The organism is Streptomyces sp. NPDC054757, from assembly GCF_053612185.1.
In genome coordinates this window covers 1-14,035 of the sequence record NZ_JBSHBW010000003.1, presented here as the reverse complement: position 1 = coordinate 14,035, position 14,035 = coordinate 1, and the positions used below count along the sequence as shown (strand labels likewise).

The following is a 14,035-nucleotide window of genomic DNA, read 5'->3' as shown; positions in this document are numbered from 1 at the left end:
TGTCTGCGCTGCGTGCTGCGTCGTCGCTCATGGGCAGAGCATAAAGAGCCGGGGCGGGTCAGTTGGCGACCGGGTACATCGAGCCCCTGCGGCCCTCCGGAGACGCCAGCCACTGGAGCTTGGCCTCCGTCCCCGTGTCGGGCAGCGGGGTGTGCAGCACGATCGCCAGATCGGGCCGGGCCGGAACCCTCAGCTGGGTGGACTCGACGAAGAGCGTGCCGACCACCGGATGCTCAAGCTCCTTGCTGATCTGCCCGCCCGGCGCGATGTCACGGCGCTCCCACAGCTCGGCGAACTCGGGGCTCTGCTCCTTCGCCTCGGTGACCACCGCCTGGAAACCGTCGTCGTCGGGGCACTCCGAGCAGGCCGCCCGGAACTGCGCGACCACCTGGTGCGCGACCGACTCCCACCGCTTGGCGCGGGCCCGGTAGACGGGGTCGGTGAAGAACGCGATCAGACAGTTCTGCACGAGGCCGGGCCGCATGGCCAGCGTCATCGCGGCGGCGTCGTTGTACATGATCGTGTTCCAGTAGCGGTCCATGATGTGCGCCGGGAAGGGCATCCAGGCGTCGATCAGCCGTCTGAGCCCGTCGCACATGTCGACATGGGACGGATCGACCTCCTGCGGCGGCGGGTTGAGCCCGGCCAGCACATAGAGATGGCGGCGCTCCACACTGCTCAGCTTCAGCACCCGCCCCACCGAGTCCAGGACCTGCGGCGACACCGTGATGTCCCGGCCCTGTTCGAGCCACTGGTACCAGGAGACGCCCACCCCCGCCAGGACGGCGACCTCCTCGCGGCGCAGCCCCGGGGTACGCCGCCGGCCACCGCCGTCGGGCAGGCCCGCCTCCGCCGGAGTGATCCTGGCCCGCCGGCTCATCAGGAACTCCCGCAGCTCACTGAGGCGGTGCGCCTTGGTGCCCGGCCTCGGCCCGGCAACGCCACGATCCGCCCCGCGCCCGGCCGGATCCGCCCCGCTCTCCATCGGACTCGACACGCCATCTCCCCCTGTCCGGCTGCCTGGTGGTGCGGCCACCAGCATAAGTTCCCGCTCCCCACGATTGTTCCCGCGGCCCGAAGCTCGGTCCATGGCGATCGACACCTCACCCACACTCACCCCGAGCCCCGCCCCGCCTGCCGCAGACCGGCTGTCCGGCCGGGCCAGGCTCGTCCTCCTCGTCCTGTGCGCCGCCCAGTTCATGGTGGCCCTCGACTTCTCCGTACTGAATGTGGCGCTCCCCGCGCTCGGCAGGGACCTGGGCATGAGCCAGGCCGGGCTGCAGTGGGCCGTCACCGCGTTCGCACTGCCCTCCGGCGGCTTTCTGCTGCTCTTCGGCCGGATAGCCGACCTGTTCGGCCGGCGCCGGCTCTTCCTCACCGGGCTCACCGTCTTCGGCGCGGCCTCGCTGATCGCGACCTTCGCCTGGAACCAGGAGGTCTTCCTCACCGGGCGGGCCCTCCAGGGCCTGGGCGCCGCCGTCATCGTGCCGACCGGGATGTCCCTGCTGACCACCACCTTCCCCGAGGGCCCGCAGCGCGACCGGGCGCTGGGCATCAGCGGCACCCTGCTCTCGCTCGGCTTCACCGTCGGGATGGTGCTGGGCGGTGTCATGACGGACACCCTGGGCTGGCGCTCGACCATGGGACTGCTGGGCGGCGCCGCGGTGGTGGTGCTCGCCCTGGCACCGGGGCTGCTCACCGAGTCGCGCCACCCCGAGCGCCCCCGGCTCGACATCCCCGGCGCGGTCACCGTCACCGGCGGGCTGCTCGCGGTGATCTACGCCCTGTCCACGGCGGCCCAGCACGGTTTCGGCCACACCGACGTCCTGGTGTCGCTGGTCCTGGGTCTCGCGCTGCTGGCCGGCTTCGTGGTGGTCGAATCCCGCGCCGCCGCCCCGCTGGTGTCCCTACCGATGCTGCGGCGGCCCACCGTGGCCTGGGGCAACCTGGGCGGGCTCGTCACCTTCTCGATGATGTCGACGGTGGTCTTCGTCCTGACCCTGTACCTCCAGGAGGTCCTGCACCTGTCCAGCTTCAGGACCGGGCTGGTCTTCGGCGTCCAGGGACTGGCGTCGGTGGCCGCCGGGATGGCCGCACCGAAGGTCATCGGCCGGCTCGGCGCCCGCCGGGTGCTGGTCGGTTCGCTGCTCGCCCAGGGCCTGTTCATCGCCACGATGCTGGGGCTCGGCGCACATGCGGGGGTCTGGCTGGCCACGGTCGCCGTCTCGGTGGCCAGCATGGCGCACCTGGGCGCGATCATCTCGTACGGGCTGACCGTCACCTCGGGTGTGCCGGACGCCGAACAGGGCCTGGCCACCGGTCTTGTCACCACGACCCAGCAGGTCGGCATCACCGTCGGGATCCCGCTCCTCGGCGTGCTGGCCACCACTCGGACCGACCTCTTCGACGGGGTACGGACCGTGCTGGGCATCGGGGCTGCGATCCTCGTCGGGACCGCGGTGCTGGTGGCGGCCGGGCTGCGCCGGAGCAGCCGTGACCGCGCCCGCGCCCTCTGAGCCGGGCCCGGACAGCGCCTGTCGCGGTCGGGTTCCCGCAGGAGCCGGCGCGATCCGGCTGCCGTCCGGGCAAGTCCGGGCAGGGCTCGCCGCGATCGGGCCGCCGTCCGGTCAGGGCCGGTCGAGCCGGAGGCGCTCCGCCTTCGGCAGACCGGCCACCACCAGGTCGTACGAGTCCTCGATGAGCTCATGGACCAGACGGTCGGGCAGGGGCCCGACCGTCACCGTGTTCCAGTGGCGCTTGTTGAGATGCCAGCCCGGGACGACCGCCTCGTACTCGGCGCGCAGCCTGACCGCTTCGTCCGGGTCGCACTTGAGGGAGATCTGCAGCGGGTCGCCTTCGAGGTGGCTCAGGGCGAAGACCTTGCCGCACACCTTGAACACCGAGGTCTCCGGACCGAACGGGAACTCCTCGGCCGCGGCGTTGAATTCCAGGCAGAACGCCCTGAGCTCCTGCGGTGTCATCCCGCCGCCTCCTCCATATCGGCCACCGGCTCGGCCAGCACCGTCACGATCTTGTTCCGGCGGCCCGCCGGGGACTCGGCGGTGAGCCGCAGCCGTCTGCCGTCCGGCAGGTCGACGACGGCGGACGCCCCCGCGATCGGCACCCGGCCGAGCGCCTTGGCCAGCAGACCACCGACGGTCTCCACATCCTCGTCGTCGTACCCGCCCAGGCCGTACAGCTCGCCCAGGTCGTCGATGTCCAGACGGGCGGTGACCCGGAAGCGGCCCTCGCCCACCTCCTCGACCTGCGGCAGTTCGCGGTCGTACTCGTCGGTGATCTCGCCGACGATCTCTTCGAGGATGTCCTCGATGGTCACGATGCCGGCCGTGCCGCCGTACTCGTCGATGACGACGGCGACATGGTTGCGGTCCTGCTGCATCTCGCGCAGGAGGTCACCGGCGTTCTTGGTGTCGGGCACGAAGACGGCGGGACGCATCGCCGTGGAGACCAGGTCGGTCTCCGCGTCCCGGCTGATGTGGGTCTTCCTGACCAGGTCCTTGAGGTAGACGATGCCGACGATGTCGTCCTCGTTCTCCCCGGTGACCGGGATCCGCGAGAAGCCCGAGCGCAGCGCAAGCGTGGTGGCCTGACGGACCGTCTTGGAGCGTTCGATGCAGACCAGATCGGTGCGCGGCACCATCACCTCGCGTACCAGGGTGTCGCCCAGCTCGAAGACGGAGTGCACCATCCGGCGCTCGTCGTCCTCGATCAGCGACTCCTGCTCGGCGAGGTCGACCATGGCGCGCAGCTCGGCCTCGGACGCGAACGGGCCCTTGCGGAAACCCTTTCCGGGCGTCAGAGCGTTGCCGATGAGGATCAGCAGCTGCGGCACCGGGCCCATCACCCGGGCGAGCGGCAGCAGCACATACGCGGCCGCGGTCGCCGTGTTCAGCGGGTGCTGGCGGCCGATGGTTCGCGGCGAGACCCCGACGGCCACATAACTCACCAGCACCATCAGGGCGATGGCCACCACCAGCGCCTGCCAGGTCTCGGAGATCTCCTGGAGGCAGACATAGGTGACGAGGACCCCGGAGGCCATCTCGCAGGCGACCCGCACCAGCAGCGCCACATTGAGATAGCGGGTCGGGTCGGTGGCGATCTGCGCCAGCTTCTCGCTGCCGCGCCGCCCCGACCGTACGGCCTCGGCGGCCCGGAAACTCGACGTCCTGGCGATACCCGTCTCGGCACAGGCTGCCAGCCAGGCGACGACGACCAGCGCGACCGCGCCGACGATCAGCTGTGCGGTCATGAGACGGTCGGCGCCGGGGAGGGACCGGTGAGCCCCTTCTCCGTCCGCCAGCCGTCCACGATCGCGGCCTGCAGACCGAACATCTCGGCCTTCTCGTCGGGCTCCTCGTGGTCGTAACCCAGCAGGTGCAGCACCCCGTGGACGGTCAGGAGCTGGAGCTCGTCGTCCATGGAGTGCTGCGTCGGGGCGTCCTCGCCCTGCTGTTTGGCGACCTCGGGGCAGAGCACGATGTCACCGAGGAGCCCCTGCGGGGGCTCCTCCTCGTCCTTGGCCGGCGGACGCAGCTCGTCCATCGGGAAGGACATGACATCCGTGGGACCCGGCAGATCCATCCACTGGATGTGCAGCTGCTCCATGGCCTCGGTGTCCACCACGATCACGGACAGCTCGGAGAGCGGGTGGATCCGCATCCGGGTGAGGGCGTAACGGGCGATGTCGAGGATCGCCTGCTCGTCGACCTCGGTTCCGGACTCGTTGTTGACGTCGATCGACATGGGGCCTGCTGACTCTTTCGGTCTGTTCCTACAGCCGTTTCTGGCTGTCGTGCTTCTCGTACGCGTCGACGATACGGCCGACGAGCTTGTGCCGGACGACATCCTCCGTGCCGAGCCGCGAGAAGTGCACGTCGTCGATGCCCTCCAGGATGTCCTGCACCTGACGCAGCCCGCTCTTGGTGCCGCTCGGCAGGTCGACCTGGGTGACGTCACCGGTGACGACGATCTTCGAGTCGAAGCCGAGGCGGGTGAGGAACATCTTCATCTGCTCGGCGCTGGTGTTCTGCGCCTCGTCGAGGATGATGAAGGCGTCATTCAGAGTCCGGCCACGCATATAAGCCAGCGGCGCCACCTCGATCGTGCCCGCCGCCATCAGCCGCGGGATCGAGTCCGGGTCGAGCATGTCGTGGAGCGCGTCGTACAGCGGGCGCAGATACGGGTCGATCTTGTCGAAGAGCGTGCCGGGCAGGAAGCCGAGCCGTTCGCCCGCCTCGACCGCGGGCCGGGTCAGGATGATCCGGCTGACCTGCTTGGACTGCAGGGCCTGGACCGCCTTGGCCATGGCGAGATACGTCTTGCCGGTGCCCGCGGGGCCGATGCCGAAGACGATGGTGTTCTTGTCGATGGCGTCGACGTAGCGCTTCTGGTTGAGCGTCTTGGGGCGGATCGTACGGCCGCGGCTGGACAGGATGTTCTGGGTGAGGACCTCGGCGGGGGTCTCGCCCCCCGGCTCGCCCTCGCTGTCCCGGAGCATGGCGATCGAGCGTTCCACAGCGTCCTCCGTCATCGGCTGCCCGGTGCGGAGCACCAGCATCATCTCGTCGAACAGGCGCTGGATCAGAGCGACGTCCGCCGCCGCTCCCGTCGCACTGATCTCATTGCCCCGGACGTGGATGTCGGCCGCCGGGAACGCCGTTTCGATCACGCGCAGCAGCGAATCGCCCGATCCGAGCAGCATCACCATGGGGTGTGCGGCCGGGATCGTGATGTGGGCGCGCGCCTGCGGGTTTGTGGGTGTCTGAGTCATGGGCCGGCCCTCGGGCCTGCGCATACCTCCCGTTGCAGGGTTCTCGCTGCTCGACAACCTCTGGAACACCAAGCCTACGACGCCGCACCGACAACGCCATGGTTTTTAAGTGCTGTCCGGGTCCGGTGCACGGAAGGCCGCGGGTGAGGCCGCGCGGAAGGCTACTGGGGCGCCCGGAAGCCGATCGTCGGTACGGCCCTGCGCAGCGGCCAGGACCGGGCGGCCGCGGGCAGCAGTTCCTCAAGGAAGGCGTACCGGCGCAGGGCGGCCCGGTCCTGGCCCCGGCAGGTCCGCACCTGCCGCCACCAGGCGGCGACCTCGGTCCAGCCGGGTGCCGAGAGCGAGCCGCCGAACTCCTGGACCGAGAGCGCGGCCGTGAGGCCCGCGAAGGCCAGCCGGTCGGCCAGCGGCCAGCCCGCGAGGGTCCCGGTGACGAAGCCCGCGACGAAGACGTCGCCCGCGCCCGTCGGGTCCAGCGCCTCGACCGCGATGGCGGGCACCGAAGCGGACTCGCCGGTCGATCCGTCCACGGCGTACGCGCCCTCGGCCCCCAGGGTCACGACGGCCAGCGGGACCTTCTCGGCGAGTGCGTGCGCCGCGGCGCGCGGGCAGTCGGTGCGGGTGTAGCGCATCGCCTCCTCGGCGTTGGGCAGGAACGCCTCGCAGTGCTCCAGGTCGGTGAGGCCCGCCAGGTCCCAGCGCCCGGTCTCGTCCCAGCCGACGTCCGCGAAGACCTTGGTGCCGCGGTCGGCGGCGTGCAGCACCCACTCCTCGCGGCTGCCCGGCCCCAGCGAGGCGATGGCGGCGCGGGCGCGCGGCGGGCAGTTCGGGTAGCTGCCTCCCGGCAGGGGGGCCTCGTGGCCGTGCGAGACCATGGTGCGCTCGCCCTCGTACGCCATGGAGACGGTGACCGGGGAGTGCCAGCCGGGCACGGTGTGGGAGCGCGAGAGATCGATCTGCTCGCCCTGTTCCAGGGCGTCCCAGCAGTACTCGCCGTAGTGGTCGTCCCCGAAGGCGGCGGCGAGCGAGGTGCGCAGCCCGAGCCGGGCCAGTGCGGTGGCCATGTTGGCCACTCCGCCGGGGCTCGAACCCATGCCGCGCGCCCAGGACTCGGTGCCGCGGACCGGGGCGCTGTCGAGGCCGGTGAAGATGATGTCCAGGAAGACCGTGCCGGTGAGGAAGACGTCGCAGGCCGGGTCCTGGGGGGCGCGCAGCCCGTCCAGCGGGTCGAGTTTCTGGTTGTCGTGGACCACGCCGCGCTCCCCGGTTGTGCCGTGCGATCGGGCCAGTCTGCCCGATGGCCGGCCCGCTCCTTCGTTACCAGCGTGGCAGATCCGGGCTGGTCCACTCCCGGTACCCGTCGGCCTTGCGCATCGCTGCGGCGTCGTCGCGGTCGCGCATGGTTCCGTCGTCGTCGAGCCAGCGGCGGTGGAGTGCGGCGAGCCGGTCGCGGTCGAGTGTGACGCCGAGGCCGGGGGCGTCGCCGACCGGGAGGCGGCCGTCGCGGAAGACATGGCGGGTGGTGATCACGTCGTCGGTCTGCCACGGGTAGTGGCTGTCGCAGGCGTAGTCCAGGTTGGGGACGGTGGCGGCGACGTGGGTCATGGCGGCGAGGCTGATGCCGAGATGGGTGTTGGAGTGCATGGAGAGCCCGACGCCGAACGCGCGGCAGATCGCGGCCAGTTCGCGGGTGGCGCGCAGTCCGCCCCAGTAGTGGTGGTCGGAGAGGACGACCTGCACGGCGTCGGTGCGGAACGCCTCGCGGATCTCGGGGACCGTGGTGACGCACATATTGGTGGCGAGGGGGACGCCGGTGCCCGCCGACACCTCCGCCATCTCCGCGGTGCCGGTGGCCGGGTCCTCCAGGTATTCGAGTACGTCGGCGAGTTCGGCGGCGACCTTCAGCGAAGTGGCCGGTGTCCAGCCGCCGTTGGGGTCCAGGCGCAGCGGCCGGCCGGGGAACGCCTCGGCGAGCGCCCGTACCGCGGCGATCTCCTCGGCGGGCGGGAAGACCCCGCCCTTGAGCTTGAAGGAGGTGAAGCCGTAATCGTCGGCGAAGCGCCGTGCCTGCGCGACGATGCCGGCCGGGTCGAGCGCCTCGCCCCAGGTGTCGGTCTCGCCCGCGCCGCCGGGGTGCGCTGCCCAGCGGTAGAAGAGATAGGCGCTGTACTCGACGGTGTCCCGCACTTTGCCGCCGAGCAGGGCGTGCACCGGCAGCCCGCGGATCTTGCCGAGTGCGTCCAGGCAGGCGACCTCGAACGCCGAGTAGACGGAGAGCCGCAGCTTGTCGGCGGTCTGCACCCCGCGCAGCCCGCCGACGTCGACGGCGCCGGTCAGCTGCGTCCGGTCGACGCCCACCTGCTGGGCGAGTCCCGCGAGGGTGTTGAGGTCGTGGAGGGCGTGGCCGGGGAGAAGGTCCGCGTAGGGGCGGGCGATGTCCAGGTAGCGGGTGTCGCCGTAGGTCTCGCCGATGCCGGTGACGCCGTCGTCGGTGACGATCTCGACGATGAGGCGCGGGGTGTAGGGCTGGTGCACGCCGTGCACGTTGAGCAGCGGCGGGTCCGCTATGAGCACCGGGGTGAGCCGGACTTCGGCGATGGTCGTGCTGCGCTGGGCCGGTCCGTGCGCGGTCGGGGTCATCGGGTGGCTCCTACGAGGTCGAGTCCGGCGGTCAGCAGGGTGTCCAGGGCTGCGAGGTCCTCGGGTCCGGGGCCGGTCAGCGGTGCGCGTACGGGTCCGACCGGGTGGCCGCGCAGCCGGGCGGCGGCCTTGACCAGCGAGACGGCGTAGCCGGGGACCCGGTCGCGCAGTTCGACGAGCGGGATGTAGAAGCCGCGCAGGAGAGCGTCCAGGCGGGTCCGGTCGTCGGCGTGCAGGGCGGCGAAGAAGGCTCCGGCGATCTCGGGGGCGAAGGCGTGGACGGCGGACGAGTAGGCGGGGACGCCCACGGTGGCGTAGGCGCGGGCCTGGATCTCGGCGGTGGACGCGCCGTTGAAGAAGAGGAAACCGTCGGGGGCGGCGAGGGTCAGCCGCTGGAGCCGGTCGAGGTCGCTGTGGCCGTCCTTGAGCCCGATGACGCCGGGGATCGCGGCGATTCGGCGCAGGGAAGCGGCGCTGAAGGCGACCTGTCCGCGCTGGTAGGCGATGAGGGGCAGCCGGGTGCGGGCGGCGATCTGTTCCAGTTGCGCGACGAGCCCGTCCTGCGGGGCCGCGACGAGATAGTGCGGGAGGACGAGCGCGGCGTCGGCGCCCGCTTCTTCGGCGATCCGGGCGAAGCGGACGGCCTGCGCCCAGCCGTATCCGATGCCCGCGACGACGGGCGTCCGTCCGGCGGCTGCTTCGACGGTGGCGGTGACGACGGCGCGGTACTCGTCCTCGTCCAGCGAGAAGAACTCACCGGTGCCGCAGGCCGGGAAGACCCCGCCGGGGGCCGCGGCCAGCTGGATGTCCAGGGCAGCGCGGTATCCGTCGATGTCGAGCCGGCCGTCGTCGGTGAAGGCGGTCAGCGGGAAGGAGAGGACCCCGCGGGCCATGCCTTCCCGGAGCCGGGCCGCCGCCCGGGCCGCCATCCGGTCCGCCTCAGCGGTCCGCGGGTCCGCCCCGGTGAGCCCTGCTTCCGGTCGCGCAGCGGCGCTGTCCGGCCCTGCCCCTGCCCCCATCATGTCTCCATATGTAGATGGTGTCCATGCATGAAAATGGAGACTAGATACATGGACCGGGGGCGTCAATATGCGGGCACCCCTTCGCCCGCGAGGAGAGTTACCCGCGAAGGGGCGCAAGGGAGCGCACAAAAGCGCGACAGGCATTACAGGTTCACGCCGGGGCGCATTAATTAGCGCTGATACACACCTAATTGCGCCGGTTCACTCCCGATCACACCGGGCCGCACGGGATCGCCGCGACGACACATGAGCCGTAACGGCGCGTGAACTCCAGGCAGGTGGTCGGAATCGCGGCCCGGACGCCATCCAGTGCACCCGACTGATCCGAGGCAAAAAAAACAGGCCGCCGACCGCGCCTGCGTGACTATAAACGGAAAGTGCTATAGATCACAGAGTGGGCACCTTTTCGTTGACTAAGCATGGTTGATCCCTATGTGACCGCACATATGGCCATGCGCTCCCGCCAACGGCACGACGCCCCAACCCCCCACTCTTCTGCCTGGTCACAGGCATATCTCTGTCAGGAACACACCGTGTCTTCGCGCGCATGCGCCACATGGCCGCTCATTGCCGTGTTCACCGCTGGTTACCTCGCCTCGTACCTCCTCCCGACCATCGTCGGACGCCTCGGCTCCGGTCTTGGTCTCTCTCCTGCCGAAGCCGGTGTCGCCGGTTCGGTCCTCCTTCTCTGCTCGGCGTGCGCCGGTCTCTTACTGGCCTCGCACGTCGAGCGCATCGGCCCGCAGCGGGTCGCCCGCGCCGGACTGCTGCTCACCCTCGCCGGATTCGGCGCCGCCGCCACCACCGCGCACCTCCCCCTCGTCATCGTGGGGGCCGCCATCGGCGGCATCGGTTCCGGTACGGCGACCGCGGTGGCCGCAGGCGGTATCGCGGGCCTGCCCGACCCCCACCGGGCCTCGTCCACCGGCCTGCTCACCGTGTCGGCGACAGCCGGCGCCCTCTATCTCGTCCTGCCGCAGATCGGCGGCGGCCACCGGGCGCCGTTCGCCGCGGTCGCCCTGGTCGCCGCCCTCGTCTGGCCGGCGACCGGCCGGCTCGGCAGACCACGCCCGCACCCGCCCGCAACCGGCACCGGCCGCGGCCGGATGCCTCATCCGCGCTCAGGCTCGGTACTGGCCGGCGCCGTGGTCTGCTGGGCCATGGCTCAGAACTCGCTCTGGGGCGTCAGCAGCCGGATCGGCCAGGACCAGGCGGGGCTCTCCGAAGTCGCGGTCGGCGCGATCTTCGCGATCTCGCTCGGCGCCGGTCTCATCGGCGTCGCCGGGGCCGGGGCGCTCGGTTCCCGGCTCGGCAGAGCGGTGCCGATCGGCGGCGGTACGGTGATCATCTCCGCCTGTATCGCGCTGAGTTCATCGGCGAGCGGACTGGTCTCGTTCGCGTCGGGCGAGATCCTCTGGAACACCTTCTACCCGGTGGTCCTGTCGTATCTGATCGGCCTGGCCGCCTCGCTGGACCCGCGCGGCCGGTGGGCCGTGTTTGTCGGCTCGGCGTCGTCGCTCGGCGTGGCCTGCGGCCCGGTCGCCGGCAGTCTGCTCGCCGCGCGGACCGGATTCCCGGTGATGGGTGCGGTGCTGTGCGCCCTGCTCCTGCTGCTCGCGGTCCCACTGACCGGAGTGGCGCTGCACACCGCAGGACATGCGCCGCTGCCCGGCGCGGCCGAAGTCGCGGACGCCCAGGGCGGGGTGGCGGCCCCCGCCGCACAGCCGGGCCCGGCCGGAGTCGCCGCCGAGACCGCCGTGAAGCCGGTACCGCGCCGCAAGTACCGGCTCCCCGGGGGCTTTCAGCCCAGATCGAGGTCGGCGTCGAAGTCGTACGCGTCGACCTCGGCCAAGTAGCGCGCCCTGCGCTCCTCGTCGTGGTCGAGGAAGGCGGCGAGGAAGGAGTTGCGGGCCAGTGTCCGCAGTTCCTCGTGCCCGAGGCCGAGTGCTTCGTGCACGGCGTGGAAGGTGTCGCCCGCGTAGCCCCCGAAGTACGCGGGGTCGTCGGAGTTGACGGTGCAGAGCAGCCCCGCGGCCATCATCCGCGGCAGCGGATGCTGCTCCAGGGTGTCCACGGCCCGCAGCCGTACGTTCGACAGCGGGCAGAGCGTCAGCGGCACCCGCTCCCTGACCAGCCGCTCCACCAGCTCCGGGTCCTCCATCGAGCGCAGCCCGTGGTCGATCCGCTCCACGCCGAGGACGTCCAGGGCCTCCCGCACATAGGTGGCGGGGCCCTCCTCGCCCGCGTGGGCGACCTTGCGCAGCCCCAGCGCGCCGGCCGCCGCGTACACCTCGCGGAACTTCGACGGCGGGTGCCCGACCTCGGCCGAGTCGAGGCCGACCGCCGCGATCCGGTGCAGATACGGCTTGGCCGCCTCCAGGGTGCGCATCGCCGAGTCGGCCGACTCGTCGCGCAGGAAGCACATGATGAGCTGGGTGGAGATGCCGTGCCGCTCCTCGCTGCGCCCGAGCGCCCGGGAGATCCCCTCGACGACGGTCCCGACCGGCACTCCGCGCGCGGAGTGCGCCTGCGGGTCGAAGAAGATCTCCGCATGGCGCACGCCCTGCGCGGCGGCGCGCGCGAGATAGGCGTCGGTCAGCTCCTCGAAGTCCTCCTCGGTGCGCAGCACCGCCATCAGCCCGTAGTACAGGTCGAGGAACGACTGCAGGTCGCTGAAGAGGTACGCCTTGCGCAGCGCCTCGGTGTCCGCGTACGGGAGTTCGACGCCGTTGCGCGCGGCGAGCGCGAAGGCGAGTTCGGGTTCGAGGGTGCCTTCGATGTGGAGGTGGAGTTCGGCCTTGGGGAGGTGGTGCATGGGGACTCGCTCAGCTCGGTGACGGGTGAAGGACGTGGGGACGCAGGAACGCGGGGACAGAGGGGCGGGAGCGGTGGATACGGCGGTCAGGCGGTGGGGTGCCGGGTGGGGACCGGTACGCGCATCAGGTCGTCGGCGACGGTGAGTTCGCCGTCGAAGCCCGCGGCGCGCGCCTGTCTGCCGAACTCCGCGGGGTCGGGGTACCGCTGCGAGAAGTGCGTCAGGACGAGATGCCGTACGCGCGCGTCACGCGCGGTCCGGCCCGCCTGCCCGGCGGTCAGATGGCCGTGGTCGGCCGCCAGCCGGGCGTCCTCGTCCAGGAAGGTCGACTCGATGACCAGCAGATCGCAGCCGTCCGCGAGCCGGCCGACCCCGTCACAGAGCCGGGTGTCCATGACGAAGGCGAACCGCTGGCCCCGCCGCACCTCGCTGACCTGGTCGAGGGTGACCCCGTCGAGCGCGCCGTCCCGCTGGAGCCGTCCGACGTCGGGCCCGGACACCCCGTGCTCGGCGAGCTTCGCCGGGAGCATCCGGCGCCCGTCGGGCTCGGTCAGCCGGTAGCCGTACGACTCGACGGGGTGCGAGAGCCGGACCGCCTCCAGGGTGTACGCATCGGTCCGCGCCAGCACTCCCCCGTCGCCCGTGGCCGGGGCCTGGGCCAGGGAGACGGACTCGCGGTAGGCGGTGGAGTACCGCAGCCGCTCGAAGAAGCGCTGCCCGCTCGCCGGGTAGTGCGCGGTGACCTGGTGCGGGACCTGGTCCAGGTTGATCCGCTGGATCACCCCGGCCAGGCCCAGCGAGTGGTCGCCGTGGAAGTGCGTGACGCAGATCCGGTCGATGTCGTGCGCCGCGACCCCGGCGTGCAGCATCTGGCGCTGGGTCCCCTCGCCGGGGTCGAAGAGGATGCCCTGTCCGTCCCAGCGCAGCAGATAGCCGTTGTGGTTGCGGCGCCGGGTCGGGACCTGGCTGGCGGTGCCGAGCACCACGAGTTCTCGTACGGACAACGGAACTATCCGGGCGGCCAGTTGAGCCCGCGGCCGCCCAGCACATGGGCGTGCGCGTGGAAGACGGTCTGGCCGGCGCCCGATCCGGTGTTGAAGACGATCCGGTACCCCTTCTCGTCGACCTTGTCCCCGGCGGCGACCTCGGCCGCCTCACGCAGCACGTCGGCGGCGATCCCCGGCTCGGCCGCCGCGAGGGAGGCCGCGTCCGGGTAGTGCACCTTGGGGATCACCAGGACGTGCGTGGGTGCCTGCGGGTTTATGTCACGGAAGGCGACGGTGGTGTCGGTCTCCCGGACCACGGTCGCCGGAATGTCCCCCGAGACGATCTTGCAGAACAGGCAGTCGGTCTGTGGCTCTCCCGCCATGCGCTGACTCCTCGGTCGTGGTGTCGGTCGGTGATGATCGTGCAGGTGGCCATGCTAGCGCCGCGGCACTCCGCACCCGCTGCGGTATCGGCGGTGCGGCTGGTCCCGACCGCACCGGGGTCCGCCGCCGCCTGCCCCGGGGCCGTTGCGCGTGGGGCAGTACGCGTGAGGCCGTGCGCCCCGGGACGATGCCGGGGGACGCGTGAAGCCAAGCCCGCGCGGGCCGCACGCATGAGGCCGTACCCGCGCGGGCCGTACGCACGAAGCCGTACCCACCGAGGCCGCGCGCCCCCGCCCGGTCGCGGGCGGGGGCGCGGCCCTCAGCCCCGCCGGCCCCGCGGCGGGGTCTTATACACAAATACGAGCCCACCACACAGAACTCAATCGCGGATGGCGGC

Annotated in this window: 13 protein-coding genes; 2 read left to right on the top strand and 11 right to left on the bottom strand. The window is 71.3% G+C overall.

The genetic code is table 11. The features are described from left to right. Positions 1-58 precede the first annotated feature (58 nt). On the bottom strand, positions 59-880 hold the full coding sequence (locus ACWGKJ_RS05180; protein ID WP_385022933.1) for a helix-turn-helix transcriptional regulator: 822 nt from the start codon (positions 878-880) through the stop codon (positions 59-61). 208 nt (positions 881-1,088) lie between these two features. Here ACWGKJ_RS05180 and ACWGKJ_RS05175 point away from each other — a divergent pair, with 208 nt between their 5' ends. Further along, the gene (locus ACWGKJ_RS05175; RefSeq protein WP_385022903.1) at positions 1,089-2,516 is read left to right on the top strand and encodes an MFS transporter; all 1,428 of its coding nucleotides are present in this window, start codon (positions 1,089-1,091) and stop codon (positions 2,514-2,516) included. Between the two features lie 111 nt (positions 2,517-2,627). Here the strand turns inward: ACWGKJ_RS05175 and ACWGKJ_RS05170 are convergent, their stop codons facing one another. From ACWGKJ_RS05170 to ACWGKJ_RS05140, 7 genes are all read right to left on the bottom strand, one after another. Beyond that, a complete protein-coding gene (locus ACWGKJ_RS05170) occupies positions 2,628-2,981 on the bottom strand; it encodes an MmcQ/YjbR family DNA-binding protein (protein WP_453315670.1) in 354 nt (117 codons plus the stop codon). Further along, the gene (locus ACWGKJ_RS05165; RefSeq protein WP_385022905.1) at positions 2,978-4,270 is read right to left on the bottom strand and encodes a hemolysin family protein; all 1,293 of its coding nucleotides are present in this window, start codon (positions 4,268-4,270) and stop codon (positions 2,978-2,980) included. Before ACWGKJ_RS05165 ends, ACWGKJ_RS05170 begins: the two co-directional genes overlap by 4 nt. Beyond that, positions 4,267-4,764 carry an rRNA maturation RNase YbeY gene (gene ybeY / locus ACWGKJ_RS05160; protein WP_385022907.1) on the bottom strand — a complete coding sequence of 166 codons (498 nt, stop codon included), beginning with the start codon at positions 4,762-4,764 and terminating at the stop codon, positions 4,267-4,269. Before ybeY ends, ACWGKJ_RS05165 begins: the two co-directional genes overlap by 4 nt. 28 nt (positions 4,765-4,792) lie before the next feature. Next, complete coding sequence (locus ACWGKJ_RS05155) at positions 4,793-5,791, bottom strand: PhoH family protein (RefSeq protein WP_385022909.1); 999 nt, start codon at positions 5,789-5,791, stop codon at positions 4,793-4,795. A 161-nt stretch (positions 5,792-5,952) separates the two neighbouring features. Next, the gene (locus ACWGKJ_RS05150) at positions 5,953-7,044 is read right to left on the bottom strand and encodes a PfkB family carbohydrate kinase (protein WP_385022911.1); all 1,092 of its coding nucleotides are present in this window, start codon (positions 7,042-7,044) and stop codon (positions 5,953-5,955) included. A gap of 64 nt (positions 7,045-7,108) precedes the next feature. Further along, entirely contained in the window at positions 7,109-8,431 is a 1,323-nt protein-coding gene (locus tag ACWGKJ_RS05145) for a glucarate dehydratase family protein (protein ID WP_385022913.1), read from the bottom strand. Then, positions 8,428-9,360 (bottom strand): 5-dehydro-4-deoxyglucarate dehydratase, encoded by a 933-nt coding sequence (locus ACWGKJ_RS05140; protein WP_385022935.1) that lies wholly within the window; start codon positions 9,358-9,360, stop codon positions 8,428-8,430. The genes ACWGKJ_RS05145 and ACWGKJ_RS05140 overlap by 4 nt, the downstream gene beginning before the upstream one ends. 626 nt (positions 9,361-9,986) lie before the next feature. On the opposite strand from ACWGKJ_RS05140, the gene ACWGKJ_RS05135 reads away from it, so the two are divergent. Then, a complete protein-coding gene (locus ACWGKJ_RS05135) occupies positions 9,987-11,309 on the top strand; it encodes an MFS transporter (protein ID WP_385022915.1) in 1,323 nt (440 codons plus the stop codon). Here the strand turns inward: ACWGKJ_RS05135 and ACWGKJ_RS05130 are convergent. The 3 genes from ACWGKJ_RS05130 to ACWGKJ_RS05120 all read right to left on the bottom strand — a co-directional run bounded on the left by ACWGKJ_RS05130 (position 11,255) and on the right by ACWGKJ_RS05120 (position 13,637). Further along, positions 11,255-12,268 (bottom strand): adenosine deaminase, encoded by a 1,014-nt coding sequence (locus ACWGKJ_RS05130; RefSeq protein ID WP_385022917.1) that lies wholly within the window; start codon positions 12,266-12,268, stop codon positions 11,255-11,257. The two genes, ACWGKJ_RS05135 and ACWGKJ_RS05130, sit on opposite strands and share 55 nt — an antisense overlap. 86 nt (positions 12,269-12,354) lie before the next feature. Further along, positions 12,355-13,272: a ribonuclease Z gene (locus ACWGKJ_RS05125; RefSeq protein WP_385022919.1), complete on the bottom strand. Its 918-nt coding sequence runs from the start codon at positions 13,270-13,272 to the stop codon at positions 12,355-12,357. A 5-nt stretch (positions 13,273-13,277) separates the two neighbouring features. After that, entirely contained in the window at positions 13,278-13,637 is a 360-nt protein-coding gene (locus ACWGKJ_RS05120) for a histidine triad nucleotide-binding protein (protein WP_385022921.1), read from the bottom strand. Positions 13,638-14,035 lie beyond the last annotated feature (398 nt).

Coding starts and splice junctions, on each gene's coding strand:
- ACWGKJ_RS05175 (WP_385022903.1), top strand. CDS start 1,089: ATGGCGATCGACACCTCACCCACACTCACCCCGAGCCCCGCCCCGCCT.
- ACWGKJ_RS05140 (WP_385022935.1), bottom strand. CDS start 9,360: ATGGCGGCCCGGGCGGCGGCCCGGCTCCGGGAAGGCATGGCCCGCGGG.
- ybeY (WP_385022907.1), bottom strand. CDS start 4,764: ATGTCGATCGACGTCAACAACGAGTCCGGAACCGAGGTCGACGAGCAG.
- ACWGKJ_RS05170 (WP_453315670.1), bottom strand. CDS start 2,981: ATGACACCGCAGGAGCTCAGGGCGTTCTGCCTGGAATTCAACGCCGCG.
- ACWGKJ_RS05120 (WP_385022921.1), bottom strand. CDS start 13,637: ATGGCGGGAGAGCCACAGACCGACTGCCTGTTCTGCAAGATCGTCTCG.
- ACWGKJ_RS05130 (WP_385022917.1), bottom strand. CDS start 12,268: ATGCACCACCTCCCCAAGGCCGAACTCCACCTCCACATCGAAGGCACC.
- ACWGKJ_RS05145 (WP_385022913.1), bottom strand. CDS start 8,431: ATGACCCCGACCGCGCACGGACCGGCCCAGCGCAGCACGACCATCGCC.
- ACWGKJ_RS05165 (WP_385022905.1), bottom strand. CDS start 4,270: ATGACCGCACAGCTGATCGTCGGCGCGGTCGCGCTGGTCGTCGTCGCC.
- ACWGKJ_RS05180 (WP_385022933.1), bottom strand. CDS start 880: ATGAGCCGGCGGGCCAGGATCACTCCGGCGGAGGCGGGCCTGCCCGAC.
- ACWGKJ_RS05155 (WP_385022909.1), bottom strand. CDS start 5,791: ATGACTCAGACACCCACAAACCCGCAGGCGCGCGCCCACATCACGATC.